This window comes from Natrinema saccharevitans, assembly GCF_001953745.1.
Taxonomy (GTDB): Archaea; Halobacteriota; Halobacteria; order Halobacteriales; family Natrialbaceae; genus Natrinema; species Natrinema saccharevitans.
This window is the reverse complement of record NZ_LWLN01000002.1, coordinates 224,135-250,771: the sequence shown is the minus strand read 5'-3', so window position 1 is coordinate 250,771 and position 26,637 is coordinate 224,135. Positions and strand designations below refer to the sequence as shown.

Here is a 26,637-nt window from a genome sequence, read left to right as displayed (position 1 = left end):
CGGAGTATACATCCAAACGGTTTCTCCGTCCCGAGTGACGGCGCGTATCCACGCCGTGAACAGCGTGGTATTGAGCCTGTTTCATTATAGCACGGGTACGATGCTCTTTCACTCGAAGATTTCACTCCGCCGGTGGGTGTTCTCAATCTACGCGCTTTGCCGGTTCAACACGAGTCTCTGACAACTGCAGCACGAAATCTGGGTGACACACAAGACGATCTGTGGACCATCTCTCTGGTCCAATAGAGCTCTAGGTTATGTCTCCTCAGTAACACAAGTCAGATTGATCTAATTCAGGATATTTTTAGTACGGCATCTGTCGTATCTGGTGATGGGCGGGGAACTGAATCGACGACAGGTGATAACTGCTGGTGGGATTGGGGTCGCGGGTGCGCTCCCAGGCTGTACCTCCAGTCCATCAGGAACCGATGGAACAGGCGAGGGAACGCACACAGTCTCGATGGAGCCGATGGGCGAGGTCGGGTTCTCGAGCGTCCCCGAGACGTTCGTGGGGCGATTCGGTTTCGTCGTCGACATCGTGGCAGCACTCGATGAACTCGATTCGCTCGTCGCGATGTACAGCAACTACTCGGTGTTCGGACACAGTCACTTCTACGACGAACTCGAGACCGTCTCGATCGACCCCACGGAGATCGAAGAGTTCCAAACGGACGACTGGGACATCCGTCTTGAGCGGTTGTACGAACTCGCCCCTGACTTCACCGCGATCGATCCGAACTACCTCATCCATTACACCCAGTTCGACGAAGACGAGGTTGACCAGTTCATCAATCGGGTCGGACCGTTTCTCCACAACGAGAGTCAACGGATAAACGGCTCTGTTGAAATCCTCTTGTTTAGCGATTTTCACGCGAATCAACGATATACCACACGAGCGGACTGGCTGCTTTCTGTTTCAGTAGGTCTCCGTACTGTTGGGAGACAGCGTGTGGGAGAGAGGACGTCCCTATACCAAGTAGAATCTACAGGCGGAGCAGGCCGAGTGCCCTCGGGGCTTGACCTCGAGGGAGTTAACAGGACATCGGATCATAGACCTGTGCAGGGGCTGTACCACCCTATTTGAGTTACTGAACGGACTGAGAACGAGTTGTCATCTCTGCTACCCAGTTTCCGACTATAGCACAGCCCATCACCAGTATAGCAAGACAGATTACCAGTAGAACGAGTACAAGTAGAATTGTAACAACTTCTAGTCTCGTACTTCCATCCGGAGAAATTCTTGCTGCAACCTCCATAGCAAACACTGTAACTCCCCCAAGGGACGCTACGAAACCAGCAATTAATCCAGCCCGATGACTATCCGCTGGTCTTGCATTGAACAGATATCCAACGAGAAGTCCGGTCGCTATCATTGGGGCGCTATTTACCAAGGCCGTTGTTTCCCGTGAGACGAGTAGTGTGAACGGAATTGAAACGAGACCGAGAAGTACGGCGATGAGAAATGGATTGTCCGTTACTGCAGCTATCTTATTCTGAATGCTGTACTCAGGCATATCTTTGTGTTGCTGTCGACGAATTATAAACTTTCTTTAGTTCTTGACGACCGCGGTTTTTCGCGGACGAGATATCAACTATCTTTTATTTGTACTGAGCGATCCGTGAGTCGTATCCTTTCGAACTTTGAGACACAGGAAAACGATGTGCTGATGGAGCGTGTAGCGTTGTTTCGAGGACTTCGAGGAGTATCGAGCTACGGCACGTTGCGCTGATCGAAATGCTTCCTCGGTAAACCGAGCAACCGAGACTTTGGGAGGGTTTGCATCTACGCAAACTACCGATTGAGCCTGTAATCAACAGAGGCATAAATATCGATTGGCCCTAATTTTGGTCGTGTTTAGTTAAGGCTGAAAAGTGAGGCGAGCCGAATTTCGGCTGGTTGATGGCTGAAATCCCTCGCCTCAGCGGTCGTAGCGACTGGATAGGCTTGGAGTTTGTGGAGCGAGAGCGGACACCGAGCGAACTGATGGAGACCGGTATTCGGCTCTATTTGGCTGGACTATCACTTTCGACTACCGTTTCAGAATTAGAGAAGCTCGGTGTCGAACGGTCGCGGAAAGCCGTTCACGACTGGGTACACAAAGCCGATCTACAGCCCGCCACTGACGTGAGTCCGGATCACATTGCGCTCGATGAAACGGTGATCCGAATCAACGGCCAGCAGTTCTGGCTGTACGCTGCTGTCGATCCAGAGACGAACAAATTTCTGCACATTCGGCTGTTTACCACGACTACAACGGCATTGACGAAACAGTTCTTGCAAGAGCTTCGTGAGAAACACGACCTCGACGACACTGTGTTTCTCGTCGATCACGCCCAGCATCTAGCGGCAGCACTGCAACGAGCAGGACTCCGATTTCAATCCGTTCGTCATGGAAATCGGAATGCTGTCGAACGTGTCTTTCGAGAAGTAAAACGACGAACGTCTTCGTTTAGCTATAGTTTTAGTCACGTTGAACCAGCAACCGCTGAATCGTGGCTTCAAGCTTTCGCCGTCTGGTGAAACTCGCGTAACTAAACATTCTCTACTCACGCCGCATGACACCGGAGTCCCAGTCGGTCTCGTCGCGAAGTTCTTTGATCGATTCTCCCGCTTCTTCGGCAGACTCGTAGCTCTCACAGCTGCGTTTAATCAGATGGTTAGTCCAATCTGATATAGGCGATTCTACTTCTCGTAAGAATAATAAACACTGGCTGAAATAGGACAATTCAGTTAGTTGATTGACGACGATGAGTGAGGGCGAAACAGAATCGACTGGGGAGTCCCCGTCACGGGACTTAACATACGACGGCGTTGATGAAACAGACCACTCGTTCCGCCCGAATCCAGATGAGTACGATCTCGAGGCGCTCCGGTTCATCTGCGAGGAATCACGAAACGTCATCGACCATCAGATTAATGATCTGAACGATATCGACGATAAAGCCCTCCGAACGGTCCGAATTACGATGGTCGTTATTGGGTTTGTAGTCGCTGCAGCTCAGGTAGAAAATGCTGATCCAATATTCAATCCGATCACAACGCTCGGTAGCACGTTCCTCATTCTCTCAATAATATCCGGCGTAATCACATACTCCGCTTCAAATCTTGACCTCGGCCCTGGGCCTAACTATCTATCAGATGTTATCCAAAAGGCAAATTCAGAAAAGAAAGAACGGATCGAAGCGACGCAAAGCTACGCCTACTGGATGTATAAGAACGAAGGAGTCGTTCGACGAAACGGTTGGTATCTCGTTATCACGCAACTTCTATTGGTTGTTGGCCTGCTGCTGTTAGCCTACGGCGCATGGAGAGGTGTAACCGATGACAACCTTTATGAATTCATGGTTGGAATGATGGTCATATGAGAGAGAAAGAGCCTCCAAAACAGACTCGCCGTGCAAGGATGAGCCAGCGCGGATACAAGGCTCCGAAATTCCTTGCTGAGTTGCTGTCGGGTCGACGTGGCGACAAATAGCGGACCTCCCACTTCTATTCCAGCATTCGTTTCATCTGTCGATTACACTGCCGTCTGCTTTTTAGCCAGTTCCTCGTGCGTCTGGTAGTGTAGTTCAGTTCCGGCCTGTTACTCGTCTCGAGCAGCGAGCAAGAAGATGACTCGGACGACGAAGATTACTCACTCCACTATTTCCCGTGCAGTCTCCGTCAGTTCGTACTCCTGTGGGTGTTCGTCCTCGAGGATCGTCACGAGATTGTACTGGTGGAACTTCGTACTGAGCCACCCGCGGACGGTCCGACTGACGGACGGATCGTCGATCCGGCGCTCGTACTCGTCATAGATCGTCCCGCTGGTCGCCGGCTCGATGTCGGCCAGCACTTTCAGGACGGCTGTCTGCTGATCGGCGAGCGACGAAATACGCAACCGAGCGATATCCACCTCTGCCTTTTGTCTGGCCCGCTCGACGATCGGATCGGTCACACACTCGGTGTCGTCAATCAGGACGATATCGAGGGCGTTCCGCAGCGTCGCGATTGCCTTCCGAGCGTCCCGACCAGCGGCGTCGGCGATTCCCGCGAGCGCCTCGTCGGGGACGATTTCGGGATTGACCTTCGCCGCGACCATGCGGTCTCCGGGATCTCTACGAGTTGGTAGTCGTGGTACTTCTCGAACTCGATGTCCTGTGCAGTCCCGATGCGGGAGTAGACGCGATGCTCGAGGTCGCCGACGACCTGGTGGCGATCGTTCGCCGCGAACAGCAGGCGGACGTCGTTGATCTCGTAGAGATCCCGCAGGATATCGTCCTCGACGAGTTTGTCGGCCTCGTCGAGAAAGAGAATCGTCGGCTCGGTGATCGCGTCTTCGACCGCGTCGAGTAACACGCTCTCGGGGGTCTGCTCGCGATCGTATGCCGTATCGCCGACCAGCGACTCGACAATGTCCTCGCGGAGGCCTGGTCATAACCGTCGTCGACTCTGCCGACTTACTTGAGTGGGTGCCGATCTCCGCTGACCAATATAGTAGCTCTTGAAACGAGTTACACACCGATCACAACGCTGTCCTGCGATCGGGTGTGCATTGACTTTCAAGAGCTACTATAGCTTCGGTGCGATCAGTGTGGCCTTGATCTGGGACCGAACGATCGGTGTGAGGTGCTGGCCGTCCGGAACAGACTTGAGGCCGAGATCGTCTCCCGACGCTGCCGGCACTGTTGCTCGAGCAACCCGAAGTGGCCAATCATCAGCGACCCGTCCTTCCAAGTTAGTCAAACCGGTTCTACTGGCGCCTTCCCTCTACAGAGTCTTGGTTGCCTTCTAAATAGAGCTTTTCCCAAAGTATATGTCTCATCACGTTTAATCACAAGATCCGTAACTCACTGTGATCACCATGTCAAAAACCGTCAGAATATCCGACAAGCTATATGAGGCAATAGATGAAGCTCGTGCCACCGACCAGACCTTCGAAGATTTCATCGAAGACATGGCTCTAGAGTATGGTCTTCTTCCTGAAGGCGTACAGTCACTCTCTACGCTCAAAACTAAGCTCAAGCACGTCTATGGATTCGACGACTCTGAGATCGATAAGGTAACCACCGCACTAATGGCTATCTATACTGGTCAGGAAAAGTCGAATACAATTGGATACCCCCATGCTGAAGCCGAAGAACAATACCAACGAGACAATATTAACATTCTAAAACGGCTTGGACTCGTGAAAGAGAATCATTACACTGGAAAGTACAATTTCGGATATAATACAACATCAATGGGTGATACGATCGGATCAGAGGCCGTCACTGCATTTTTCAATGAGAATCGTGACTCTATCAGAGACACACTGTCAACCTACGATGACCATCTCTTGGCCTTTCTAATCCAGTTCGGCTTCTCACGCACCGATACAGGGCATTATAGTACCCGTGGTGGTTCGCTCAAATATCCTGGCAATGACATCTTCTCCGATGAGGACGTTCAATCTCATTACGAAAACTTGAAAGACGACTTGGCGCAACTGGGGATCGCTGAACAGCATTCCGATGGATCTTTCACCATCCTACCGCCTGAATTCGCTAATTTTATTTCTGGATTGGATGATGAGTTCCGCGATGTTCATCAGAAGGTTGAGATATATAAATCCGTCACCGAATATGCGAACGATAATATCGAAAATAGAACTGAATTTCTGAATCAGCTTGAACATGCGTCGGAAGAAGATCTCGAAGAAATTATAAATGCTATGCACAAGAGGGGTGTGACCTCGAAATACGCACGAAAGGAAGTCCCATTCCTGATTAAGGATCAGGATGCGTTCCTGAAGCAACTTCAACACCAATTCACTGAGACACTCACATAGAGCAGTAGTCCGGTGAGGTGGTGATTCTCTTCATTAGCAAGGGATACAATAACCAGGAGATCAGGTGTTGGCCCGTGACGAGGGTGGCCAGCAATTTGCCAAACATCGAGAGTTCTTGCCGCTTCAGAATGCCTGGAATGTTTGGTTGAACGCAGATCTCTATGGTTAGCAAAGCCAGAACGAGATCGTAAACTCTTGTCTCGCGTCTTGTTTCCGGTGACACCTGACGTCTTCAGTGACCTCTCTCAGACCGTCCGTAGTCTTGGACCGACGACGACCGATCGAGTGACAGACAAGCAAGTAACAAGACAAGCAAACAACCGCAATCGCGCTGGGTTTGTGTTAGGCGTAGAGAGTGACCCCCTTCTCAGGGTGGTGTGAGTAACCCGGCGACAGCCTCACCTGTCGACGTCACCTGTCTCCGGATCGTCCTGTGTAGTCGCTCCTGTTCCTTCGCCAGGGATATCTGCATCCTCCATCAGGAGGACGCGGCGTTCGGTGTACTCGAGGCCGTTCTTGCGCTGGCGCTTCCGGGTGATCGCGAGCCGATTCTTCGAGAGATCGAGTAACGCATCGATCGTTCTGGAGACGAGTTTCTTCGCGTAGTCGTCGCTGATCCCCCTCTCTTGCCGGCGGATCCAGTGTTTCATATCGCTTGCCGTGACGAACTCGTGAACGTTCTTGCTGCCGGTCTGCCATGGGTCATCGCCGACGCCCGGATCGGTCCGTGCCTTCCAGAGCTGGGCAGCGAGCCGTGAGGGAAGCGACGACGTCGTTGCATGGAGCATGTCGTCGTCCATCTTGGCGAGTTGCTGAATCGGCAAGAGATCGCTATGCGCCAGGGCGATTTCGCCGCCCCGCTCCAGCGGGTCGTCACTCTCGGGCAGTCGGAAGTACTGCTGCCCGTCGTCTTTGCTGACTCGCTCGAGACGACCATCGGCGACGTCGATCTCGCTTTCGTCGACGTTCTCTTCGAGTAGGTGTGCCCCCTTCTCGAGTTCACGCGCCTGGAGTTCGCCGACGCGGTCCTTGTTCGCGTTGAGCTTCTTTTCGTGGGCGTCCAGTCGCGCCTCGATCGGCGGCTGGGCCTCCTCGAGTTCCTCGACCCGTTCTTCGAGACGGGCGTTTTCTGTGCGCGTGCGTTCGAGTTCGGTCTCGAGCTGGTCGAGGCGATCGTCTTTCCGCTCGAGGCCGGACTCGAGTCTCTCGAGTTGCTTGCGAAGGGCCTCGAGTTCGTCGATTAGTGTTTCGATCGTCGATCCGGCCGGTTCGGATTGCTCGGTAGTTGCGTTCATAGTCTCTTGGGTGGGTGGGAATCGATTCAGCTGCCGCTCGGTGGCCATACGAGAGGGGCTAGGAGGGCAGCGGGCGATCGACGACCACACTATAGTAGCCGCTGAAACGATTCATACACTGATCGCAGCGCCGTCGTGCGATCAGGTGTGCAATGACGTTCAGCGGCTACTATAACTGCAGAGTGGCCGCTCGAGGTGCCACGGTGACCGGTTCGAATGCTGCCCCGTCGGCGAGGGCTTACCATCCTCTCGTGGTGAACCATCGTCAGTGACGAGTGCTGGGCGCTCTCCCGGGGTGACTGCAAGCGGGGGTCGGTACGCACACCGCTGCCCGGGGTAGTGTCGCTGTGCGAGGACTTTCGCCGCGTTGCGATCGGGGCAGACGCTGTCGACGTGACACTCCGGGTTCCTACACCGGAACGCCTTGTTCCGTGCGCGATCGCCGATGACGCCGCAGCCGTGACACTCCTGTGAGGAGTACGCTTCCGGGACCGTCGTCACCTCGATGCCGTATTCGGCGGCGATCGTGCGGAGTCGCAGGTGTGCCGCCGGGAGGAGCCACGCCGTCCCGCGGTGTGCGTCGGGATCGGTCAGCCACGCCCAGAGATCGGGCTCGAAGTGGCTGTCTTCGGTCACCAGAACGGGGTGGTCGTACGCGCTCGCGTACTCGCAGATCTCCCGTGCCGCAGCGTCGATCTCCTCGAGGAGGGCATCCCGGCGTTGCTGGACGTACTCGACGATCGCGTTACGGTCGTCCTCGCTGGCGAGCAGGGCGGTGACCTGTTCGCGAAGGTCGTCGAGACGCGTACAGAGATCGTCACCACAGATCGTGTAGGCCCCTTTCCAGTCGGGCATCTCCGCCGGACAGGCGGTGTAGAGGTTGTACTCACCGAGGTCGACGCCGATCGCCGTTCGATCGGCGTTACGCATCTCGATCACCGTGTGCGGGTTCGGCCTCGCGAGCGGGACTGCATATCTCGTCCGGGTTGCCGTCGGTCGGCGTGTCGCGGGTCTCTTGTGGGTCAGTCCGGGCGTCGGTGGGGTCGAACGACGACAGCTGCAGGCGGAGGCTCGAGATCGGCTCCCGGCCGACCTCGCGCCACTCGCCGTCGCGATACTCGTGGACGATCCGCCAGGCGTCGCCACCCGTCTCGGAGAGGATCGTCACGCGCCGGCGACGGCCGTCGATCGTCGTGTACTCGAAACCGAACTCGAGGTCGCGCTCGGGGGTGACGTTCGCCATTACCGGTCGCCCCCGTCGGTGACCGGCCGTTGGGTCGTGATGCCACAGGTTGCGGCGAGCTGGCGAGTTCGTGTCTCGAGGAGCGTGTAGCTGGCCTCGGTGAGCGTGTACTCGTTCGTCTGTCGGTCGAGTTCGGATTTCTCGCCGAAGTCTCGTTCGACGAGGTCGTCGAGGTTCGGGTAGAGCCGTCCGTGGTTGACCTCGCCGTAGCGCGTCTCGAGGGCGGCTTTGATCGCCAGCCCGTACGAGGGTTCGTCGCTGTCCTCGAGTCGGGCGATCGTCGCGAGGAGATCGCGCTGGAACGCGCTGAGGTCCGTCCAGGTCGTGCCGCCGTCGGCGATGGGCGTGGTGTTCTCGAGCGATGCCTCTAGTCGTTCGGGACCTTCAAGGTCCCGTGCAGTGTTGTCCGACATGGCTTCGGTACCGCAGATACGGGAGCCGTTGCGGGCCGGTGTCACCACCACCGATCCGCGTTTTCAATTTGAACCCGACCAATAGTCCGATTCAAATGAAACTCCCGTTACTCAACCATTCTTTCCTACACCACTATAAATCTTCACATGAATTAATGAGATTAGAAACTCCAATTGATTATCCAAATCTGATATATCCCAGTAGCAACGATACCGGTCCAGGTGACAAGGAGAGTGCGAAAACCTGCGTCATGGATGCAGTTGCCTATCGATGATCGAATACTGGAAACGTTGGAATCTTCCGGCCTAATCCTATCTCCTGCAGTGATCGCGCTCAATATCGATAAGTCTAGAGATGAGGTTAACAGACGTCTATCGGTACTTGTAGACCATGAGCTAGTCCAGCGCGTGAAACGTGGGTATTACGAAATCACCGATCTCGGTGAGCAATACCTCGAGGGAGAACTCGACGCCAGCGAGTTAGACGAGTCGACAGACGAGAACTGATGAGACAGCACGGTAACTGGATGCAGACTCCGACTGATGAGCAGGTTCTAAAAGTTCTTGACACCGGGCTAATGCTCGGTCCCACTGCGATCGCGAAAAATATCGACAAGCATCGCGTTACAGTAAGCAACCGTCTCAGAGAACTCTGTAACTATGGACTCGTTGAGCGTCCTGAAGAAGGCTACTACGGGATCACTGATCTCGGTGAGCAATACCTCGAGGGCGAACTTGACGCTAGCGAGTTAGACGAGTCGACGGACGAGAGTTGATCTCAGAAACTGTCTCGCCTCTCCATTTACAACTGCTTCTCTTTCCCACTGCGCTCAGAACTGGTACTGGCTCGAGCATCTTGGTTCAGGGAGATAGCATACAGTTGCCTGCTAGTGAACACAGATTCCATGTTTTGCACCGGCTATTGCTGATCTGAACGCCAGTCTTCATGCAAGAATAGGCTAAGGAACTACTCTGGACGTTGTAATGATTGATCTCGATTATACACACGATTGATCGGCGTTCGTGTGCATATTCGGAGAATCAATTTTCGCAACACGCTGGTCCAGGGGAGAGAAGATAGAGAGAGAATAGGCTGCAAGGTCACACAGGTAATTAGGGAATACTATTGTGTAATTGAGCCTTCCAAATCAGTATTAGAGGAAATATGAGAAGGAGAGAACGAAACAGCCACAATGATCTAATACGAGTTAAACTCTAGAACCAGTCCAACCCACCCCCACGTTGAATTACTTGGGAAAAATCTAACTAGGTGGCTCCGCCCACAACAACCAATAAAGCCCATGTCTGTCACCCAACCAATCAATAGCAGGAGGGATATGCTCTCCGTGTTTACTGCACGAATCCAGAACACCCAATCCGACCTATTAGAGCATACGGAGCTCGAATTTGGTCGGAATATGCTCAAAACCGCGATCATCGAGAGCAACATCTCTTCTGAGGAGTTTGCTGAGAATGACGCTGTTGAAGAAACCATCAGAATTAGCTCCGATTTGTGGATGGTGAAAACCGAAAATACGGAGGATGAAGGGTGGTTGTTCGTTGATTTTCATGATGATCGGTTCTGGATAATCTATTCAATGGGGAACTCGAATTTCTTCAACATTGCTATTGATGAAATTCTGCGTAGTGAGGGTGGTGGACTAGATCGACTCTGGATTCCAGCAGGCCAAGTTGAAGAGATAGGAAAGATGGGCGAATATGAGGGTATTAAAATAAGCTTTGGAGCAGATGATGTCTTTCCTGAGGAATTCATCGAAGACAATTTGGAATTCACCGACCTCAATATTGATGGTTCAGGACAAAGCTCCCGGCATCTATTTGAGATATTGAAATCAACAGATGAGATAGATGATTTTCTAGCACTATCACGGATACAAATCCGACGAGAGGTAGATGGAGAATTTGTTCGTGAAAGAGTCACAAATGAAGGGACCTTTACAACAAGGGGCGGCAGCGACGCTAGTCTTCATATTGCGACAGTTGAACGGATCAAAGATCAATACTCAAATTTGCTCGAAACCATCGAAGATAACCATATAATCGGTGCCAAAGAGCAGGATCACGGTGGCCGTTCACAGGGATCTCCTATCGTTATCCGATTCAGTAAGCCAGTCCCAGATGTTGAGGAGTTCTTATCTTACGTGGTCAATGCGAGAGATCCGTTTCGCCTCTGGGGACATACTCGACAAATCGGACACGAGTCGTACAAGGTTGATGGTGTAGACGCTCACAATGGAGACAAAATCGCAATTGAAATGTCGTCAGAGTGGATTCGACTTTACCTCTATGAAGGGGCCTGTGGAAATACTGCCTTGCGTATATTCACAAACATTCAACAATACTATGACCCTGCAGCCGAGTTGGTCATAGCTGATGCGTGAACTTTCATGGCACACACATCAAATCAACTTGTGGATCGCCCTTTCTAAGTTCCAACCGACATTTTCTACCACATTAGGTGAGATAGGTTATGAATGCGATGTCATTGAGGAGCGGCTGTACCTTCACGATGGAGATGGGAATGACATTATTCATCCTGATGTGGTCCTAACAGAATCTGAGGATAGCCATTCCCTTGTTGTGGACTGCAAATCTGAAGAGGTTGATCCTGACCAACTCCGTCGATATCTGAGACTGAACGAGAATGAAGATCAGCTCGTCATCCAAGGCCTTGTCAATGACGTAGAGTCGGATAATTTGACTGCTGATACGGTTCTTTCCTCCTTCTCAGAATTGAGCGGAGAAGACGTTCTAGATGAGTTTGCGATAGTTCATTTTGATCAGGACCCATATAGTGGTTTAGCGATTTGGAATTTAGATGGCCATGAATTCGAAGATAAAGATGTTAAGGAACAGTTCCCTATAAATATCAAACCAAGTGAACCACTTCCAACAGGCCATTATCCATTCGATATATATGAAGCAGACAAGGAGGCAATGGTGTCAAATATATTTAGTACTGTGATCTCCCTTTCAATGAAAGAAGGCGAATTATCTATTGATGATATCCTTGACCACTCACATCCATACTGGGACAAACTAGGACAGGGGAAGCGCGATGAACTCCGAGACCGCGTTGAGATAATATACTTGGAACTACTAAATTCAGGTCTTAATGAATATTTAGAAAAAATTGCTGGAACTGAGGGGCGGGAGTGGCGCCGAACATCAAAGACCATTCAAGCGGTACAACGTGAGACAGACTACTATGTGAACGAAGTTTTGGAGGAACTCCCACAAGCGCGGTTAGATCATGATGCTTGGTCTTCAGAATCCTCCGATGAGGATAATGAGGAGTGAATCTCTCGTCACCTGATTAGCAAGTCATCCATGTAACGCATCCTGCAGGGATATTCGTCAAAAGGCCCGTTTCGAGTGGATCATCTGGAGATTTGCGTACGATGGTGGGGGTGGGGCGCTGTAATTTTTTGGCGCTGTCGCCTTGGCGACACCCCCTAGAACCACATCTCACTTCACTCATTCCGACACCTACTTTTTCCAACCACAGCCAGCCACATACCAGATGCCTCGAGCCGGCCCACTCAAACAACTTCTTCGCGGACTCACAGTCGCCGAACTCCGTTCCCTGCGCCGCACCCACTGCTCACAGGTCACTGAATACGACGGCGATAAAGACGCGTTCGTCGATCGTCTCCGTAACTCGCTGAAACGCTCGATCGATGACGGCGACCTCACGTACGAGGATCTCGTTGCCTTTCTTCGGAGCGAGTTCGAATCGAACGGGCCAGAACGAGCGACGACCTGCATCCGACAGACACTGCAGAACCTCTCAGTCTCTCCGTGTGCTGGATACAAAGACAGCCGAGCCGTCAGAGAACGCTGGATCTGCTCGGAACTCTACCAGGCGCTGCACTACGAACTCGCGGACTTTCCCTACGCGATCCAGCAGGAGGCGTCCTTCGGCCGCAGTAGTGTCGATCTCCTCGTCTCTCACAATCGCGAGGACCGCAACTACCTCATCGAAGCCAAGCTCGCGGGCAACTACAGCAGCCGCGAACGCTTGCTCTCCCAGCTCCGCAAGTACCGGAAGAAGGTTCCCGACCTCCGGCGCTCGTTCGTGCTGATGGTAGCCGAACGAGAGCGTGATCTCCCGTCGAACAAAGCGTCCGTCGAGCACGCGATCCAGGACGCCGAAGCCGAACCGAAAACCGAGGTCGTTGTGAAGCCGCCGACTGAACTCGAGTATACTGCTGATTGAGCCTTAGGCCGATTCGCTCGAGGCCGTCCGAGCGGCGCACGGCGAATCGCATTGGGAGACAGCCGGGATATCACAGCAGCAACTCACGCCCGCGATCCACGACGGGACCGTCTACGCGGTCGGGCGGATCGACGGGACGGACAGCCTCGCGGCGTTCGAGCTCCACGACGGAACGACCCGCTAGACGAGAACACTGGCGAACCCGTCGACGAGCGCCGATCAGGTGGTCACTGAGCGTGGCGTGTTCGTCGTCGACGGGAACACACTCGGCATCCACGACCGGCAAACGGGAGACCGGAACAGTGAGACCCGCCTGTTCGAGCCCGGTGAGACGCTCAGCACGACGATGGCTGTGGACCAGAGGACGGCGTTCGTGGCGACCGACGAGGAACTTCTCGCGGTCGATATCGAGACTGGAACGACGCGGTGGCGACACGACGACGGGGTGTACGCTCAGGGGTTCTCCGTCGGGAGCGAGACAGTCGTTGCCATGGTCGACGGGTCCGAAAACGTGTCCACTGAGCTCCGGGAGACGATAACCGCCTTCGATCGCGAAGCCGGGGACGTACGGTGGAACTACGCGTTGGACGGATTTCACTCGGAGGCTATCCCACCGGTTCTCGGGGCGGTGCCGTGTTCTTTGCGACCAGCAGCATCGGCGGTCTGGCCGCACTGGGAGACATCGATTCGGACGGCTAAAATGAGTGGCTCGGCTGGACTGACTACAAAGTTCACGATCAGTTCTGTGTAAAGAAGACGTAGTGCCAACTAGCAGTATCGAACAGCAACCGACGAGCGCCTTTCTCGAGACCAAGCCATGCCTCCAGACGACCACGATCGCGAGCGCCAGCACAGCTCTCCACGCGAGCAAATCGATGTTCTCGCCGAACAGTACGGCGTCGACGTCGACGACCTGTTGATCCAGAGCCGTCGCCGCGACCCGATGTACAAGGGGACCGAGACCGATCACGCCAAGGCCGAGTGGTTCGCCCGCCTCTGGCAGAAGGCCGTCGAGCAACGTGAGAGCAACCGCATCCACGTCCGCTGCGTCCACTACACGGTCTAACATGTCCGACCCCGAGGTCGAGCCGCCGACAGACTGCTCGTGGGATACCTACGACAACACGCAGAAATGCTCCGATTACCTCGAGGAGTGTGCTGTCCTCGCGCGGATCCTCGGCTACATCATACTCGACGGGATCACCGACAAGCGTGGACACGCGAACGGTCACCGAGTACGGCACCCACACTGTCCAGTCCGGCCTCGAGGGGCTGCCCGCACCGACGGGGTTTTCGACGCCCCAGATCCCCAGCCCCGAGGCGCGTGCGGAGTTCGTGTTCGATCCCGGCGAAACCGATTACTCTGAGTGGGTTGCCGACCGCGTCGCCGATCGGGCCCGCGATGAGCTGTCGTTCAGCGAGGCGCGGCAGTCGCCGTATCACATCGAACTCTGGAGCGAGAAGCGCTGCCCGATGACATCCGCGGCGAGGGTGGGTTGGCCGCGGATCTCGGCTGTAACGTTGTCGTGGAGGGCGAGGGCGATCTGTCGCTGACGGTCGCGAACGAACTCGCCCAACGGGTTGAGGCCGCCGGCAAGCCCGCGGTGATCCTCTACCTCTCGGACTACGACCCGGTTGGCTACTCGACGCCGGCGAACATGGCGGGCAAACTCACGTGGCTCCACCAGCGCGGCGACCTCGAGCAACGATCGTGATCGAACGGCTCGCCGCGACGAAAGCCCAAATCGGGGCCTTGGACCTGCGCCTTGCAAGCCGATCGAGGAGAGTTCGGCGACCGGAACCGGCGGCGTCGCGTACAACCGGCGGATCACCGAGTGGGAGCAGAAACACGGCGCGGGCGCGACCGAGTTGAACGCCCTCGAGCAACATCCCGATGAGTTTCGCCGGATCGTTCGGACGGCCCTCGAGCGGTATACCGATCCGGATCTCGCGGCGAAGAACGAACGACAGGGCGACCGGTGGGAGGACGATGTCCAGGCGCGGATCCAACAGCGGCTTCGCGAGGCGCTCGTGACCGACGATCTCGAGGCGTGGGTTGCGGACTTCAACGAGGCCTACGCCGAGGTCGCGGACGTGTTCGAGCGTCTGCGCGGGATGATGGACGACGAGTCGGCGACCGGGGCGTGGGAGTCGATGGTCCAGGAACTACTCGTCGAGGTCGAGTACCCCGTCGCGACTGTTCCCGACGGTGCGGCACCCTACTTGAGGACCCGATCTACGACTCGAGCCGGTCCTACGTGGAGAACAAGGCCCGAATCGACCGGTACCGGGCCTCGAAGTGATCATAGTCGACTACTTACTGCTGCGTTTCACCCCCATCAATGGGGATTGATTGTGCCGTAATGAAGGAAGCCTCGTCCGAGCAAAGCCAGGTGATTACGCTTGCAACTTCGCTTGGCTTTGCTGGACGCTCCATCGGAACATTCTCGATAATCTCTTTTTGTTCTGCCTCCGGCAGAGAGTGAAGTGCAGGTGTGTCAACAATTGTGGGGCAGACAGCATTCACTCGAACCCCATCTCCTGCGAACTCAAGACCGGCTGAGCGAGTCAGTCCAACAACGCCGTGTTTGCTCGCACTATAGGGTGTCCGCCCAGGGCTGCCCCGAATGCCGGCTTTCGAGGCCACGTTCACAATTGCACCCCCTCCAGAGTCGATGAGTGCAGGAATCTCGTATTTCATGCCGGCCCAAACCCCTTTCTGATTCACACCAAGTATCCGTTCCCACTCGTTTTCGTCAATTTCCGTAATCGGTGCTGGCTGATTTCCTGTCGCTGCATTGTTGATCGCGAAATCTAGGCGTCCGTGTTCATTGAGAATCGTGTTGATGGCGTTCTCAATTGGCCACGGTCGACTGACGTCGACCTCGATAAACGATGCAGAGCCGCCTTTCGATTCGATCTCTGCCGCGGTTTCTTGTCCAGCGGTTGTATCGATATCCGCCACAACGACGTGTGCTCCTTCTGCTGCGAATCTGGTGGCAGTCGCCTGTCCAATTCCAGATCCCGCACCTGTGATGAGCGCTACGGTGTCAGTGAAGTCGTACATCACACTTATATATTGAACAAATAGTAAAGTACTTTCTGGTATTGCGCTCTAGTGGGGTCTCATGGTCAAATTAGGAGATAATAGAATTAGATAAACCACTAAGTATATATACTAACTTTTTGTTAAGGCTAGCCGCACGGACTCCATAGTCGATCATCATATCGAGCCAGTACTATGACCCAGGACAAGACCAACTCAAAATTCGACCGACGTCCAGATCTCCCGTACTGCCATACCGTCGTGCAAGATGTTTCTCGCACGTTCGCTCTTACAATCGATCTGCTCAACGAACCGCTTTCTGACCACATCTGTGTTGGCTACCTCCTCTGCCGTATCCCGGATACGATCGAAGACGCAGCCCACATTCCAGCGCAGTCACAGCGCCAATTGTTGCAGACGTATCAAGCAGCGATAGATCCGAGTGAGTCGACCAGTATCTACGCATTCGTTGATGCGGTCTCGCCTTGGGTACCACCTCGAGGGGAGTCAGCTGATTGGGATATCATACAAGCCGTCCCAACCGTTTTGGCGACATTTGAAACGTTTTCTACCCCAGCAAAGCAGGCGATCCGCCCACAAGTACAAGAAATGACGAGTGGGATGAGCCAATTCATCGATCGTTATAGCGATCGACCAGGGCTCCGTATCCAAACCGGTCCTGAACTTGACCGGTATTGTCATTACGTTGCTGGAACGGTGGGTGCACTCATCACTGATCTTCTCCCCAAGCAATCACTTCCCACAGCACAGATCCAGACACTCGAGCGCACTGCGGAAGATTTTGGCCGACTCCTCCAACTCGTTAATATCGCAAAAGACGTCCGTGAAGACTTCCTTGAAGAACAGAACGTCTATCTCCCTTCAGAGTGGCTCACAGCAGAGAGCGTTTCTCAGGACCAACTCCTTGACGACGAGAATCAAGCTAGCGTCAGTCGTGTTCTCGAGCGTGTCCTTGACCGGGCCAGATCGTGTTTGGACCCTGCAGCAGAATATATACAAGTAATGCCCACCGGTGGCGGCAATACAGTGGCTGCTTGGACTGTTCCGTATTTGCTTGCGGTTGCAACACTTCGCACGCTAGAGAACCAACCGACAGCAGCACTCACGACTGGTAAAGTGAAGGTGTCACGAGAAGAAGTTCATGCCATCCTTGCAGCAACGCAGGAGTGTTCGTCTGAACGAGTGGGAGCACTCCGACACACGATCAAACGTGAACCGCTGCATACTACGACAGAATCGCTTGATATGGTGTAGTTTTTGTTCCTGTGCCGCCAACACGTGTTGCAATCACCCCTGTTCAAGCATTTCCTTCGGGAGTTGCCGTAATCCGATCAATATGATACTGGAGTGCTTCTTTGAGTGATGTGATAGACTCTTTTGGATCATAGACTGTCAGACGCCGTGCGCGCGTCCCAATTAATAGCGAAACAAATAGTTCTGCCTCAATTTCGGGATCAATATTTTCAAACTCTCCCATCTCAACACCACGGGATAAAATATCGACAAGAAGAGTGTTGAGTTCATCCTCAACGGCCCGGTACTGCTCTCGACAGTTAGTGTCGTAGGGTGCATTGACCCGCAACTCAAACATCGCAAGCATCACCTGAAACGGCTCTTCATCAATAGTGGTCGGTAGGAGGGTATCAACGAGTGTTTCGAGTTCTTCTTGTGGGGATTCAGTACTGTCCGGAAGCATCGTCCGAAACTGTTTCATCACATAATCAAGGAAGTCAACGAGCAACTCTTCTCGGCCGTCATAGTGGTAGTATATTAATGTTTTACTCCGGTCAAATTCATCTGCAATATCTTGGATTGTGAGATCGCTGTATCCGGTATCGCTGATGGCGTCGTAAGTGGCTTCCATGATGTCCCGCTTTCCGGGATCAAGTTCATCGGGGGTACTCATCAACAGTAAGAAATTGCTCTAGATGCGTGTTCCTTTCGGGTTCAGAAAGATATGATCAGCCTCTGCACAGTTGGGTATAGCCTAGATTTAAGTACTGACGGAATAGTTAGTACATATAGGGCGGTTGCCCTGGATAGCTATGAGCGACACCTCAAACCTGAAATCAACACTGCGTGAGTACAATGAAGACGGACAACTCTACCTCGTTGGCGGTGCGATCTCGGCAATTATCTCGTGGGTTCTTATTCCGCTATTTGGCCTTCTCGCTGTCTTCTGTGGGTATAAATTATATGACGAAGAAGAAAAAGTCGTCAGTTCGGGCCTGATGGCTAGTGTGGGTGCGATCGGCCTACTCATGTGGCTTGCATACCTGGCTACGATGGTATAAACTGAAAGACTCTTATTCGCCTATTCAGAAATCGAATTTCTCCACGGACTGGACCGAAGGGGAGGTTGACGATCAGGGAACCGTCACGGCCGTGGCGTCGCGTCCGGGCCATACTCCACGTTCCAGTCGTTGAAGAGCGCCCGAAACTCCTCGCGCTTGCGTTCGATCTCCTCGTCGGTGAACCGTTTTTTCGCTTTCGTCAGTCGCTCTTCCGTCGGAGATTGTTGATACAACTCTCCAAAGAAGGGTTGGAACAGAAACCGGCCGTTTGATCGCCTATCGACCAGATACTATCCTCGCTCAATTCCCCGCAGAAGCGCAAGACGGCTCTCCATCAACAATGTGCTACGCAAGAGCGAATGAAATAACAGTCTTGTATCTTAGATGAGTCCGAGTACAGGGAATAGTAGGGCAAGACCACCGACAATTACACCATAGGCGATCAGTACCATGATGACGTATCCCCATACGTCTCGAACTTTCAAGCCGGCAATACCGAGCACAGGCAGCGCCCAGAACGGATTAAGCAAGTTCGTCCATACGTCGCCGACGGTATAGGCTGTCACAATAGCCGGATGTGGTACACCTAAACTCTCCGCAGCGGGGTGTATGATTTCGGCGGTGACGATATATTGTCCCCCTCCTGACGGCACAAACACGTTGATAATTCCCGTCATTAACCATACAAGGAAGGGGAAGGTTTCTGCTGATGAGATTGATGCGACAGAATCGATGAGAATTCCCGCAAGTCCAGTTCCAATCAGAATTCCCTGAATCCCCCCATAGAAGGGAAATTGGAGGATCACCTGTCCACATCGTTCTGCACCATCTGTTACTGCACTGGCGTAGGTAACCACGTTACCATGAAGGGCGATCCCCATTGTGAGAAAGATCATATTCATGGTATTGAGTTCCAACATCTGGAACGGGCCTTCAGAGATTATTAGCGATGCAGACACCGTTCCTCCGAGCAATACAATACTGATGTTAAATATCCTCGAATTATTGAGGCGTGATGCCAGTGTTGAAGAACCAAGATCACTCTGATATTCTGGAACCAGATCGTCTACTTTCTCATCCGGAAGCGGCTCTGTGTTTTCTTGGGTTGGATATGTGAAGTAGACAATGACGAGGAGAACAAGAAATGTACTCCAGATCATTACTAAGTGGAACGGACTGAATATCGTCTCGCTGAGCGGTATTAGTCCGATCTGGTCCTCCATGAAATGGCCAGGAGTATTCACCAACAACGGTGCCGTCTGAGATATTGAACCCCCGGCGCCGACGACACCTGCGGAATAAGCGATTGCAACGATATACCCGAAATCAACGTCATCTCGTTCCTTTCCGAGGAAGATCGCGTAGAGTGCCCCGGCGACTAACCCAAGCCCCCAATGAACGAGGTTAACAAGAAATGCAAAAATGGCAATAGATATATATGCTTGAAACGCCGTGTTCGGAATTCGGACTAGCCTGTTTATACCGTTTCTTACGACAGGTGCAGTAGCAATTCCGTATCCTGTGACAATTATTATCGTGAGCTGCATTGCAAACCCGAGGAAACCCCAAAACTCGCTGTTCCACTCCATAACGACATCAAAAGGCCCAGTGGATGTCGCCAGGACCCCGACAATGTATGCAATAATTGTGAGTGTTATTGCAAAGACAAACGAGTGGGGCATGTACTTTTCCACACCGACGCTCAATCGTTCCGCCGATCGTCTGAGTGTGTTTGTCACAACCACGGTGAACAGCAGAGCTGTTAATAAAAATTGTTATATTCAGTACATTGGATTTTCAAATATGTCGAAAAGATAGCCAAAAACGGCAAAGGAGATACATCCATAGTGTACTCATATATTTTATTGTATCGAAGTACCTGAAGTAGAGATTATGCTTCTGTTCACGAAAGTATCGGCCGGGGCCAAAGACGAGGGAGGCGATCGGTCACGAGTGCGTGACGTTCGGGGGCCTCCGGTGGACCGATCGGAATCGAGGCGGCTCCCCAGTCGGTGTCGAGACAGCCAATGCGGTACTCGAGCGAGTTCGTGAGTAGTTCTGTAGCCATATCGTCCGTCAGCACCGCCGGAGGATTCGGTCGATTCCCCTCGAGATCGCCATCGGTTCAAGCGGGTTAGACCAGTCGTTCTCGAGAGGGAGATCAGGGTTATTCCATCCGACTCTACTTCGCGGACACGGCATACTGCACGGACTCACACCAGGTCGTGGCTGCATACAACCCACGGCTCTGTTGGGACTCTATTTGTACGCTCTTCCGTCGGAGATTGTTGATCCAACTCTCCAAAGAAGGGTTGGAACAGAAACCGGCCGTTTGATCGCCTATCGACCAGATACTATCCTCGCTCAATTCCCCGCAGAAGCGCAAGACGTCTCTACCTCAACAATGTGCTACGCAAGAGCGATTTGTATATCTCCTAGTCTAAAACAACTCTTTGCTGAATCCTGCTTATTGACTGTTGTGTGTCCTATCATCTCAGGTGAAGTAGTGTTCACGGCTCCCCGAGAGAAGGGCATTATGCGTATCGACCGCGAGATTGGTTATGTACCAGTCAGTGTAGTGGAACGGATTACACACCGATGTCGAAACGTTCTCACGGTCATCGAAAGTTTGGCTGTGTGTAACTACCGTCCCCCGCAAGTCGATCCAGCGTAACAGCCCCAAACGGAACGAGTTGTTCCCGTGGATGGAGTCCGCCGTGGTCTCCGACTAGGTCCAGTTCGTCCGGTTCTTCGCTGTGCCACATCGTGGCTGTTTCGGGAATCACGACGAGGTTACCGAGGCGTTCGGTGAACGAAGCGCACGGATCACCGGTTCCCCAAAGTTCGATCTCCAGTGCCTCTTTCGGAGTGAGAATCAGCGCATCGGTTTGCTCTTGGAGTCGAGCGCGAACACGGTCGACGCTGCCGTTCTCAACGAAGAGATGGAGGGCACGGCCAGAACCACTGATCGCCGGGAAGCCGTCACGGTCTCGCCGGAGGTGCTGTTCGACGATCGGGTCCGACAAGATGTCGATATTTTCGTTGGGGCGACTGTCAACGTGTCCGTGGTCGGCGACGAGGAGGAGCAACGTTTCCTCGGCGACATCCTTCTGGAGACGATTACAGAGTTCGTGCTGGAGCGTTGCTGAAAGGCAATTCAATTCGGCGCTGTGCAGTTCCGAGCGTGTGCCTTCGGCATGTCCGGCGGCGTCGACGAGTGGTGTGTAGCCATAGCAGTACGTCGGGGCGGGGGCTTGTTCGAGTACACGCCGCAAACTAAGTGCAAAATCTGCAGGAGTGCTATAGGTATGGCACGTCGCGCCAGCAGTCTTGGGGTCGTCACTGGAATCGAACGGTTCAACGACGTGCGTATCGATGCCCGCTTTTTCAAGTTGGCGATAAATAGGCTCACCGGCGAACAAAGGAACCTCGGTAGGGTCGATCGGGTCGCCGCTTTTGGTCTGGAACGGCAGCGATTCGACAACCAGATCACGTTCGGGAAGATAGAGGTTCCAGCCTACTTGGCCATGTTCGATCGGTTGGAGGCCGGTGTGGAGAGTTGGGACACATGCGGGCGTTTCGGAGGGGAAGACACTTGTCAAGGGTGTCACTCGGCCGCGGCGAGCAATCCGGTCGAAGAATGGCTGGCTGGAATGCGTCTCTTGGAATTGCTCGAAACCGTACGCGTCGACAAACAGGACGACGACATTGGAAACATTCGTATCGACACCGATGAAGACATCCTCTGGCAACCTCGGACCCACGGAAGCGCCAAGTGTAGCCGCTGCCGTGCCCGGAACGCGGGTGATACAATGCCCGTCGTAGTCCGGGCGCACAAACCCGGGGCGAATCGTCTGTGCCCGCAGATCAGCCTCGCGATCCGTGTTAATCATCCCCGAGTTATTTATACGACAATGAAATAAACTTTCCCGTATCCTGCACGGTAATAGTGATAGGGAAGGCATAGATAACAAACCTGGCCGCTCTGTGAGCGCTCTGTCCTGAGCGATTGGGTGCAAAACCATCAATTGTTAAGGGTTTCAACCGGGCCCAATCCACGGATACACAACAAGTCTCCCTTTCTAAGACCGCTGTTTGGATTCGATACTGCTGAATTCACCTATACCATATCAATAGGGCACTGTTTGCATCTAGCCCCGTTAGATTCAATTATACTGGGTCAATAGGAATCGTTCGGGTCGATCACTGACACCTCCCACGTCTCGGCATTAGTCTACGTCACCCGGATCAGTTGATCTTTCACGTTTCCCTTTTCGTCGGTCAATCCAAGCACTCGAAGCTCGCTCTTCGGGTGTACACCACCGCCCGATATGCGAATCTGAGTCTGGTTAACCCGTGATCTCACGAGTACGAGACTCTGATATTCCCGACTGCTATTTCGATCTCGAGTCCCAGTTGACCGTGGGTACAGACAACCCGCAACCGACTGACTGGAGACTCCCGACGGGGCTTACGACGACCGGAATTTGCTCGCGATCGCCTTTTCCAGAGCAATCAGACACATCTGGGACCCGAACACCGTCGGCTGGTACGGGCACGACGAGTCTCGTTGCGTAAGAACGAACGGCGGGGTGATGAGTGGGAAGACGACGTCTGGGCCCGCATCGAACAGTGGCTTCGCGAGGCCGGCGTCGACGACGGTCTCGAGGACCTCGAGGCCTGGATCGCGGACTTCAAGCCGACATCTTGAGCACGTGTAGCGCTGTCAAACGGCGAACTAGACGGTACTTGTCCATCGAGTTAGACAATCGTGGATGCGAAGTTCGCCATCCATCCAGTATACATATCCCAGCAAAAGGAGGCCACCAACAGCTGTTGCACCGACATGGACGAGCCCCTCTTCACCAATATATTGGGTCGGTCCGACAAGATTTAAGACGAGTAGTTCCGGCGTCTGCTGTGAAACACCAAGTCCAAACACTGCGCTCTGGGTGTAGTTGTAGAATATATGGAATCCCATAGACAGTGCAAGTTCACCGGTCAACACATAGACGCCACCGAGCACTAGCCCTGCCAATAGGTAGTATCCGTAATGGCTGAGATGTGTGACTTTCCCGCCATGCAAGAACGCGAAAACGATGCAGTTGATAGCAAGCGCAATACCGATCGCGATTTCATTCCGCACGTATCCGTTGACCCCTTCAGCGATGTTCTTCAACAGCACTCCTCGGAAGATGAACTCTTCCCACAGTCCCGCAACCATGATATAGCCGAAGACAACAACCATCGCTGGGAGAAACGAAATGACACCCGGTGTCTGTACGATACCAGCGACAGTTACCCAGCCGGCACCAAGTCCCACTGCAACCGCACCGGCGTTAATAAGTGTCGCAGCCAACCCGCCAACGGCGAACATCTGCAACCACTGACGATTAAACGACAGACCGTACTCTGTGGCTGGGCGACGATCAATCAGTCGACTACTGACGAGAACCGCACCGATGAGGACACCTGCTATCCCAATCATTTCGGCTGACTCTCTGACTGGATGCTCAAACTGGGATCTGACGACCGACTGAACGATGGCGAGGGCGAGAAATGTAGCGATGACTGGAATAATCGCACGGAAGGGTGCGCGTAGGCGGTGGTGATCATGATTCCAGACTGGCCATGTAACATATTGCCACGCCTGTCGAAGTCCAGTTGGGGCTGTCAGCTCTACTGGCAATTGTGGTGACATAGTCCAACCGAGAAGAGTAAGGATATTATTACCGGAGGGACGACTTCTGACCCGGAAGCTACGGTTGCTTTTTTACTATCACCCAAACACGAGTCGGCATATGGACGAGGATGAGAACGAAGTTCTCGCGTTGCTTGAAGACGAGTACGCGCGGGCCATCCTCGCCGAGCTCACGACTGAACCTATGTCCGCTTCCGAAATCTGTGCGTCGTGTGACATGTCGAGTCCGACAGCATATCGTCGTCTCGAGCGACTTGAAGCGGCTGGTCTCGTAACCGACCAACAGGTGGTTGATTCGGACGGCAACCACTTCAAGCGGTACGTCACGACAATTAATTGCGTGGGGATCGCGGGCGCTGACCGCGCTCGTCGGCCTCTTGGTCGCTTCCCTCGCCTACCGCGGGTACTGGCGCAACGACGCACCAAAAATGCGCTCACTTGCAATCGGCATCTTTCTCTTGACTACCGGTGTATTCATTACGGTTGCCGTCGTCAGCCGGTTGGACGCTGGAACCGGACTGGTGCTGCTTACACGCGGGCTTGTGACCGTCGCAGGACTCGGTTTCGTGTTGTATGCCCTTGTGTACCAGTAGGGTGAGATTTGAGGCCCGTTCGTGTTTGTGTGGCACATTTTTGACACGGAGCAGTCCTGCGATTCTGCGGCGAGTACAATCGATCTCGAACTTGCATCTCAGCGACTCTAGCGGACAAGTCTTGACTCGAGCCGACGACAGGAAACTGATCACCAATCTCTGCCACAAGAGCGGTGATGAAGGATAGTATTGAGTCAGCCCAGGTCCACGCGTTCGAATTGACGATATCCGAGATAGACTGGGACCGTTGCCCACCCGATCAAGACGGCGATCCCAAATAGGTTCGGAAGTGTGGGGCCAGAGATCGCTGTTCCGTACCAAAGTCCTTCAAGGAGTTCGGGAATGTAGTAGCGTGCGGCGTTGAACGCTTCTGTAGGGCTGAGGCGATTGACGTAGAGATACCATGTCGGGTTCTCAAGCGAGTAGAACACGGATGCCTGGCTCGGTGTCTGTATAGTTCCAGTAAAGATCAACGCGAACAACCGGAGGACGAGATTCTGCCAGAGCGGCTCAACGAGCGTATAAACTCCGATTACAAGGCCGATGGCACGCGTTTCACTTGCGACGACACTAGAGGCTCCGACAACGAGTCCGATCCATGCGAGAGCGAAGAGGAAAAGCGCTATGATCCCACCGATCACGTCGGTGATACTGCCGAGATCTCCGAACTCGATAGTGACGACGATACCGACGATAATGAGGGCAAGTATGATCGTTGTAGTCAGTATCAGCAGCCGCCCGAGGTAGGTTCCGAAGACTACGTTCCGACGGGTACCTGGCTGTCCGAGAAGGATACGAATGCTTCCGGAGGTTCGCTCACCGACGACAGATTTGAACCCAATTCCAATCGCGGCAAGCGGCAGCCAGAGAGAGAACTGAGCGACTGCGAAAACGAATGGGCGGCTGTGTTGTTCAGATACTGGGGAGGAGATGAAGGCGAGGATATGCGACAGGCTGAGTATCGTCATCACCCCTGCGATGATCCAGATGGATCGTGTTCGGATCGAGTCTTTGAAATCTTTCCGCGCGATGGTTGCCAGCGAACTCACGCCCCGTCACCTCCGGTTGTGAGCCGGTTAAACAACTCCGTTAGCGAGGCTTCTTTGATTTCGATGTCGGAGATCGAGGCTCCAGAAGCTTCGACTTGGGTGATGGCTGTGGATTTCAACTGCGGATCTCGCAGGTAAACCCTGATGGTATCTTCCGAATGTTCTACTTGGCTTACACCGTTGAGGTCATGTAGGTCAAGATCAGTTGGCGTTCCGTCAACTGAAAGTGTCAGAATTGACTGGGTATCGAAGGTCTCTCGCAGCCCGGAGATCGTATCGACGGCAACGAGTTCTCCCTCGTTGATGATCGCAACTCTATCACAGATGGCTTCGACTTGTTCGAGGATGTGGGTAGAAAAGAAAATCGTTGTGCCGGATGCGGCTTCCTCTCGGATTAGTTCTCTTATGTCTTGTACCCCATTCGGGTCGATTCCCGTTGATGGCTCGTCAAGGATAAGTACATCTGGATCGCCGACAAGTGCCATTCCGAACGCAAGTCGTTGAGCCATCCCTTTCGAATAGTTCCCGGTCGGTTGATCACCAGCGTCGGCTAACCCAACACGTGAGAGGAGAGCGTTGGTGTCCTCATCGCTCCCATTCAAATCTTTGGCTAGTTCGATGTGTTCTGATCCAGTCAGTGAATCGTAGAGACTGTAGTCGTCGGGTAGGACGCCGATATTCTGCCGTACTTCGAGAGGCGAGTCCTGTGGATTGTGATCCGCGACGATAGCGCGACCGTCTGTTGGCCGGATAAAGTCGAGGAAGATATCAATGGTTGTGGATTTCCCGGCCCCATTTGGGCCGAGAAACCCGAATATTTCTCCGTGCTCGATTTCGAGATTGAACTCGTCAAGTGCGGTTCGTTCTCCGTACTGCTTCGTCAGGTTTGTGGTTTCGATAGCAGTCATGTGGAGGGCACCTTATGTTTAGTT

At 53.5% G+C, this 26,637-nt stretch carries 32 protein-coding genes and 2 pseudogenes; 19 read left to right on the top strand and 15 right to left on the bottom strand.

Going from position 1 to position 26,637, the window contains the following annotated elements; translation table 11 throughout:
- Positions 1–331: 331 nt before the first annotated feature.
- Positions 332–1,084 (top strand): hypothetical protein, encoded by a 753-nt coding sequence (locus A6E15_RS18745; protein WP_245800631.1) that lies wholly within the window; start codon positions 332–334, stop codon positions 1,082–1,084.
- A gap of 1 nt (position 1,085) precedes the next feature.
- On the opposite strand, the gene A6E15_RS20600 is transcribed toward A6E15_RS18745, so the two are convergent.
- Positions 1,086–1,514: a DUF5518 domain-containing protein gene (locus A6E15_RS20600; RefSeq protein WP_139326649.1), complete on the bottom strand. Its 429-nt coding sequence runs from the start codon at positions 1,512–1,514 to the stop codon at positions 1,086–1,088.
- 96 nt (positions 1,515–1,610) lie between these two features.
- Positions 1,611–1,783: pseudogene (locus A6E15_RS18740) on the bottom strand (IS5/IS1182 family transposase); the annotation flags it as partial.
- 117 nt (positions 1,784–1,900) lie between these two features.
- Between A6E15_RS18740 and A6E15_RS18735 the strand changes: the two are divergent.
- The gene (locus A6E15_RS18735; protein WP_076148655.1) at positions 1,901–2,521 is read left to right on the top strand and encodes an IS6 family transposase; all 621 of its coding nucleotides are present in this window, start codon (positions 1,901–1,903) and stop codon (positions 2,519–2,521) included.
- Positions 2,522–2,748: 227 nt separating this feature from the next.
- Complete coding sequence (locus tag A6E15_RS18730) at positions 2,749–3,366, top strand: hypothetical protein (RefSeq protein ID WP_076148654.1); 618 nt, start codon at positions 2,749–2,751, stop codon at positions 3,364–3,366.
- A 269-nt stretch (positions 3,367–3,635) separates the two neighbouring features.
- Here A6E15_RS18730 and A6E15_RS18725 read toward each other — a convergent pair whose 3' ends face one another.
- Positions 3,636–4,082, bottom strand: a complete 447-nt coding sequence (locus A6E15_RS18725; RefSeq protein WP_076148653.1) for a Cdc6/Cdc18 family protein — start codon at positions 4,080–4,082, stop codon at positions 3,636–3,638.
- Between the two features lie 32 nt (positions 4,083–4,114).
- Between A6E15_RS18725 and A6E15_RS20595 the strand changes: the two genes are divergently transcribed.
- Together A6E15_RS20595 and A6E15_RS18720 are read left to right on the top strand one after the other, a co-directional pair.
- Entirely contained in the window at positions 4,115–4,336 is a 222-nt protein-coding gene (locus tag A6E15_RS20595; protein ID WP_139326648.1) for a hypothetical protein, read from the top strand.
- 508 nt (positions 4,337–4,844) lie between these two features.
- Positions 4,845–5,810: a hypothetical protein gene (locus A6E15_RS18720; protein ID WP_076148652.1), complete on the top strand. Its 966-nt coding sequence runs from the start codon at positions 4,845–4,847 to the stop codon at positions 5,808–5,810.
- 398 nt (positions 5,811–6,208) lie between these two features.
- Here the strand turns inward: A6E15_RS18720 and A6E15_RS18715 are convergent, their stop codons facing one another.
- The 4 genes from A6E15_RS18715 to A6E15_RS18700 form a co-directional block, all read right to left on the bottom strand.
- Positions 6,209–7,105 carry a hypothetical protein gene (locus A6E15_RS18715; protein WP_076148651.1) on the bottom strand — a complete coding sequence of 299 codons (897 nt, stop codon included), beginning with the start codon at positions 7,103–7,105 and terminating at the stop codon, positions 6,209–6,211.
- Positions 7,106–7,264: 159 nt separating this feature from the next.
- On the bottom strand, positions 7,265–8,035 hold the full coding sequence (locus A6E15_RS18710) for a transposase (RefSeq protein WP_245800630.1): 771 nt from the start codon (positions 8,033–8,035) through the stop codon (positions 7,265–7,267).
- A complete protein-coding gene (locus A6E15_RS18705) occupies positions 8,028–8,348 on the bottom strand; it encodes a hypothetical protein (protein ID WP_076148650.1) in 321 nt (106 codons plus the stop codon). The genes A6E15_RS18710 and A6E15_RS18705 overlap by 8 nt, the downstream gene beginning before the upstream one ends.
- Entirely contained in the window at positions 8,348–8,761 is a 414-nt protein-coding gene (locus tag A6E15_RS18700; protein ID WP_139326647.1) for a helix-turn-helix transcriptional regulator, read from the bottom strand. Before A6E15_RS18700 ends, A6E15_RS18705 begins: the two co-directional genes overlap by 1 nt.
- A gap of 255 nt (positions 8,762–9,016) precedes the next feature.
- On the opposite strand from A6E15_RS18700, the gene A6E15_RS18695 reads away from it, so the two are divergent.
- The 9 genes from A6E15_RS18695 to A6E15_RS21575 all read left to right on the top strand — a co-directional run bounded on the left by A6E15_RS18695 (position 9,017) and on the right by A6E15_RS21575 (position 15,365).
- Entirely contained in the window at positions 9,017–9,268 is a 252-nt protein-coding gene (locus A6E15_RS18695) for a phenylalanine--tRNA ligase subunit alpha (RefSeq protein ID WP_076148649.1), read from the top strand.
- Positions 9,268–9,537, top strand: coding sequence for a transcriptional regulator (locus A6E15_RS18690; protein ID WP_394329277.1), 270 nt, complete (start codon positions 9,268–9,270; stop codon positions 9,535–9,537). Before A6E15_RS18695 ends, A6E15_RS18690 begins: the two co-directional genes overlap by 1 nt.
- A gap of 642 nt (positions 9,538–10,179) precedes the next feature.
- Complete coding sequence (locus A6E15_RS18685) at positions 10,180–11,163, top strand: hypothetical protein (RefSeq protein ID WP_139326646.1); 984 nt, start codon at positions 10,180–10,182, stop codon at positions 11,161–11,163.
- Positions 11,156–12,082, top strand: coding sequence for a hypothetical protein (locus tag A6E15_RS20590; RefSeq protein ID WP_139326645.1), 927 nt, complete (start codon positions 11,156–11,158; stop codon positions 12,080–12,082). The genes A6E15_RS18685 and A6E15_RS20590 overlap by 8 nt, the downstream gene beginning before the upstream one ends.
- Positions 12,083–12,305: 223 nt before the next feature.
- Entirely contained in the window at positions 12,306–13,001 is a 696-nt protein-coding gene (locus A6E15_RS18680) for a hypothetical protein (protein ID WP_076148647.1), read from the top strand.
- Between the two features lie 193 nt (positions 13,002–13,194).
- Entirely contained in the window at positions 13,195–13,752 is a 558-nt protein-coding gene (locus tag A6E15_RS18675; protein ID WP_084177424.1) for an outer membrane protein assembly factor BamB family protein, read from the top strand.
- Positions 13,753–13,818: 66 nt separating this feature from the next.
- Positions 13,819–14,067, top strand: a complete 249-nt coding sequence (locus A6E15_RS21585) for a hypothetical protein (RefSeq protein WP_245800629.1) — start codon at positions 13,819–13,821, stop codon at positions 14,065–14,067.
- A gap of 430 nt (positions 14,068–14,497) precedes the next feature.
- A complete protein-coding gene (locus tag A6E15_RS21580; protein ID WP_245800628.1) occupies positions 14,498–14,716 on the top strand; it encodes a hypothetical protein in 219 nt (72 codons plus the stop codon).
- A 154-nt stretch (positions 14,717–14,870) separates the two neighbouring features.
- On the top strand, positions 14,871–15,365 hold the full coding sequence (locus tag A6E15_RS21575) for a hypothetical protein (RefSeq protein WP_245800627.1): 495 nt from the start codon (positions 14,871–14,873) through the stop codon (positions 15,363–15,365).
- On the opposite strand, the gene A6E15_RS18665 is transcribed toward A6E15_RS21575, so the two are convergent.
- A complete protein-coding gene (locus tag A6E15_RS18665; RefSeq protein WP_076148645.1) occupies positions 15,319–16,068 on the bottom strand; it encodes an SDR family NAD(P)-dependent oxidoreductase in 750 nt (249 codons plus the stop codon). The genes A6E15_RS21575 and A6E15_RS18665 overlap by 47 nt on opposite strands.
- Positions 16,069–16,242: 174 nt before the next feature.
- Between A6E15_RS18665 and A6E15_RS18660 the strand changes: the two genes are divergently transcribed.
- Positions 16,243–17,322, top strand: coding sequence for a phytoene/squalene synthase family protein (locus A6E15_RS18660; protein WP_076148644.1), 1,080 nt, complete (start codon positions 16,243–16,245; stop codon positions 17,320–17,322).
- Between the two features lie 43 nt (positions 17,323–17,365).
- On the opposite strand, the gene A6E15_RS18655 is transcribed toward A6E15_RS18660, so the two are convergent.
- Positions 17,366–17,974 (bottom strand): TetR/AcrR family transcriptional regulator, encoded by a 609-nt coding sequence (locus A6E15_RS18655; RefSeq protein WP_245800626.1) that lies wholly within the window; start codon positions 17,972–17,974, stop codon positions 17,366–17,368.
- Positions 17,975–18,113: 139 nt separating this feature from the next.
- Here A6E15_RS18655 and A6E15_RS18650 point away from each other — a divergent pair, with 139 nt between their 5' ends.
- The gene (locus A6E15_RS18650; RefSeq protein WP_076148643.1) at positions 18,114–18,362 is read left to right on the top strand and encodes a hypothetical protein; all 249 of its coding nucleotides are present in this window, start codon (positions 18,114–18,116) and stop codon (positions 18,360–18,362) included.
- Positions 18,363–18,445: 83 nt separating this feature from the next.
- Here A6E15_RS18650 and A6E15_RS21140 read toward each other — a convergent pair whose 3' ends face one another.
- The 3 genes from A6E15_RS21140 to A6E15_RS18640 all read right to left on the bottom strand — a co-directional run bounded on the left by A6E15_RS21140 (position 18,446) and on the right by A6E15_RS18640 (position 22,255).
- Positions 18,446–18,595, bottom strand: a complete 150-nt coding sequence (locus A6E15_RS21140; RefSeq protein ID WP_175607290.1) for a hypothetical protein — start codon at positions 18,593–18,595, stop codon at positions 18,446–18,448.
- 147 nt (positions 18,596–18,742) lie between these two features.
- Positions 18,743–20,101 (bottom strand): short-chain fatty acid transporter, encoded by a 1,359-nt coding sequence (locus A6E15_RS18645; protein ID WP_076148642.1) that lies wholly within the window; start codon positions 20,099–20,101, stop codon positions 18,743–18,745.
- Between the two features lie 879 nt (positions 20,102–20,980).
- Positions 20,981–22,255, bottom strand: a complete 1,275-nt coding sequence (locus A6E15_RS18640; protein ID WP_076148641.1) for an alkaline phosphatase family protein — start codon at positions 22,253–22,255, stop codon at positions 20,981–20,983.
- 677 nt (positions 22,256–22,932) lie between these two features.
- Between A6E15_RS18640 and A6E15_RS21135 the strand changes: the two genes are divergently transcribed.
- The gene (locus A6E15_RS21135) at positions 22,933–23,073 is read left to right on the top strand and encodes a hypothetical protein (RefSeq protein ID WP_175607296.1); all 141 of its coding nucleotides are present in this window, start codon (positions 22,933–22,935) and stop codon (positions 23,071–23,073) included.
- 27 nt (positions 23,074–23,100) lie between these two features.
- Here A6E15_RS21135 and A6E15_RS18630 read toward each other — a convergent pair whose 3' ends face one another.
- Positions 23,101–24,063: a CPBP family intramembrane glutamic endopeptidase gene (locus A6E15_RS18630; RefSeq protein ID WP_076148640.1), complete on the bottom strand. Its 963-nt coding sequence runs from the start codon at positions 24,061–24,063 to the stop codon at positions 23,101–23,103.
- Positions 24,064–24,163: 100 nt separating this feature from the next.
- Between A6E15_RS18630 and A6E15_RS22085 the strand changes: the two are divergent.
- Together A6E15_RS22085 and A6E15_RS22080 are read left to right on the top strand one after the other, a co-directional pair.
- Positions 24,164–24,328: pseudogene (locus A6E15_RS22085) on the top strand (ArsR/SmtB family transcription factor); the annotation flags it as partial.
- A 25-nt stretch (positions 24,329–24,353) separates the two neighbouring features.
- Positions 24,354–24,656: a DUF7521 family protein gene (locus A6E15_RS22080; protein ID WP_449406653.1), complete on the top strand. Its 303-nt coding sequence runs from the start codon at positions 24,354–24,356 to the stop codon at positions 24,654–24,656.
- 194 nt (positions 24,657–24,850) lie between these two features.
- Here the strand turns inward: A6E15_RS22080 and A6E15_RS18615 are convergent, their stop codons facing one another.
- Both A6E15_RS18615 and A6E15_RS18610 read right to left on the bottom strand, forming a co-directional pair.
- On the bottom strand, positions 24,851–25,705 hold the full coding sequence (locus tag A6E15_RS18615) for an ABC transporter permease subunit (RefSeq protein ID WP_076148639.1): 855 nt from the start codon (positions 25,703–25,705) through the stop codon (positions 24,851–24,853).
- Positions 25,702–26,613 (bottom strand): ABC transporter ATP-binding protein, encoded by a 912-nt coding sequence (locus A6E15_RS18610; RefSeq protein ID WP_076148638.1) that lies wholly within the window; start codon positions 26,611–26,613, stop codon positions 25,702–25,704. Before A6E15_RS18610 ends, A6E15_RS18615 begins: the two co-directional genes overlap by 4 nt.
- Positions 26,614–26,637: the final 24 nt, after the last annotated feature.

Excerpts from the sequence above, each read along its gene's own strand:
- A6E15_RS18745 (WP_245800631.1), top strand. The coding sequence starts at position 332 with ATGGGCGGGGAACTGAATCGACGACAGGTGATAACTGCTGGTGGGATT.
- A6E15_RS20600 (WP_139326649.1), bottom strand. The coding sequence starts at position 1,514 with ATGCCTGAGTACAGCATTCAGAATAAGATAGCTGCAGTAACGGACAAT.
- A6E15_RS18735 (WP_076148655.1), top strand. The coding sequence starts at position 1,901 with ATGGCTGAAATCCCTCGCCTCAGCGGTCGTAGCGACTGGATAGGCTTG.
- A6E15_RS18730 (WP_076148654.1), top strand. The coding sequence starts at position 2,749 with ATGAGTGAGGGCGAAACAGAATCGACTGGGGAGTCCCCGTCACGGGAC.
- A6E15_RS18725 (WP_076148653.1), bottom strand. The coding sequence starts at position 4,082 with ATGGTCGCGGCGAAGGTCAATCCCGAAATCGTCCCCGACGAGGCGCTC.
- A6E15_RS18720 (WP_076148652.1), top strand. The coding sequence starts at position 4,845 with ATGTCAAAAACCGTCAGAATATCCGACAAGCTATATGAGGCAATAGAT.
- A6E15_RS18715 (WP_076148651.1), bottom strand. The coding sequence starts at position 7,105 with ATGAACGCAACTACCGAGCAATCCGAACCGGCCGGATCGACGATCGAA.
- A6E15_RS18710 (WP_245800630.1), bottom strand. The coding sequence starts at position 8,035 with ATGCGTAACGCCGATCGAACGGCGATCGGCGTCGACCTCGGTGAGTAC.
- A6E15_RS18705 (WP_076148650.1), bottom strand. The coding sequence starts at position 8,348 with ATGGCGAACGTCACCCCCGAGCGCGACCTCGAGTTCGGTTTCGAGTAC.
- A6E15_RS18700 (WP_139326647.1), bottom strand. The coding sequence starts at position 8,761 with ATGTCGGACAACACTGCACGGGACCTTGAAGGTCCCGAACGACTAGAG.
- A6E15_RS18695 (WP_076148649.1), top strand. The coding sequence starts at position 9,017 with ATGCAGTTGCCTATCGATGATCGAATACTGGAAACGTTGGAATCTTCC.
- A6E15_RS18690 (WP_394329277.1), top strand. The coding sequence starts at position 9,268 with ATGAGACAGCACGGTAACTGGATGCAGACTCCGACTGATGAGCAGGTT.
- A6E15_RS18685 (WP_139326646.1), top strand. The coding sequence starts at position 10,180 with ATGCTCAAAACCGCGATCATCGAGAGCAACATCTCTTCTGAGGAGTTT.
- A6E15_RS20590 (WP_139326645.1), top strand. The coding sequence starts at position 11,156 with ATGCGTGAACTTTCATGGCACACACATCAAATCAACTTGTGGATCGCC.
- A6E15_RS18680 (WP_076148647.1), top strand. The coding sequence starts at position 12,306 with ATGCCTCGAGCCGGCCCACTCAAACAACTTCTTCGCGGACTCACAGTC.
- A6E15_RS21585 (WP_245800629.1), top strand. The coding sequence starts at position 13,819 with ATGCCTCCAGACGACCACGATCGCGAGCGCCAGCACAGCTCTCCACGC.
- A6E15_RS18665 (WP_076148645.1), bottom strand. The coding sequence starts at position 16,068 with ATGTACGACTTCACTGACACCGTAGCGCTCATCACAGGTGCGGGATCT.
- A6E15_RS18660 (WP_076148644.1), top strand. The coding sequence starts at position 16,243 with ATGACCCAGGACAAGACCAACTCAAAATTCGACCGACGTCCAGATCTC.
- A6E15_RS18655 (WP_245800626.1), bottom strand. The coding sequence starts at position 17,974 with ATGAGTACCCCCGATGAACTTGATCCCGGAAAGCGGGACATCATGGAA.
- A6E15_RS18650 (WP_076148643.1), top strand. The coding sequence starts at position 18,114 with ATGAGCGACACCTCAAACCTGAAATCAACACTGCGTGAGTACAATGAA.
- A6E15_RS18640 (WP_076148641.1), bottom strand. The coding sequence starts at position 22,255 with ATGATTAACACGGATCGCGAGGCTGATCTGCGGGCACAGACGATTCGC.
- A6E15_RS18630 (WP_076148640.1), bottom strand. The coding sequence starts at position 24,063 with ATGTCACCACAATTGCCAGTAGAGCTGACAGCCCCAACTGGACTTCGA.
- A6E15_RS18610 (WP_076148638.1), bottom strand. The coding sequence starts at position 26,613 with ATGACTGCTATCGAAACCACAAACCTGACGAAGCAGTACGGAGAACGA.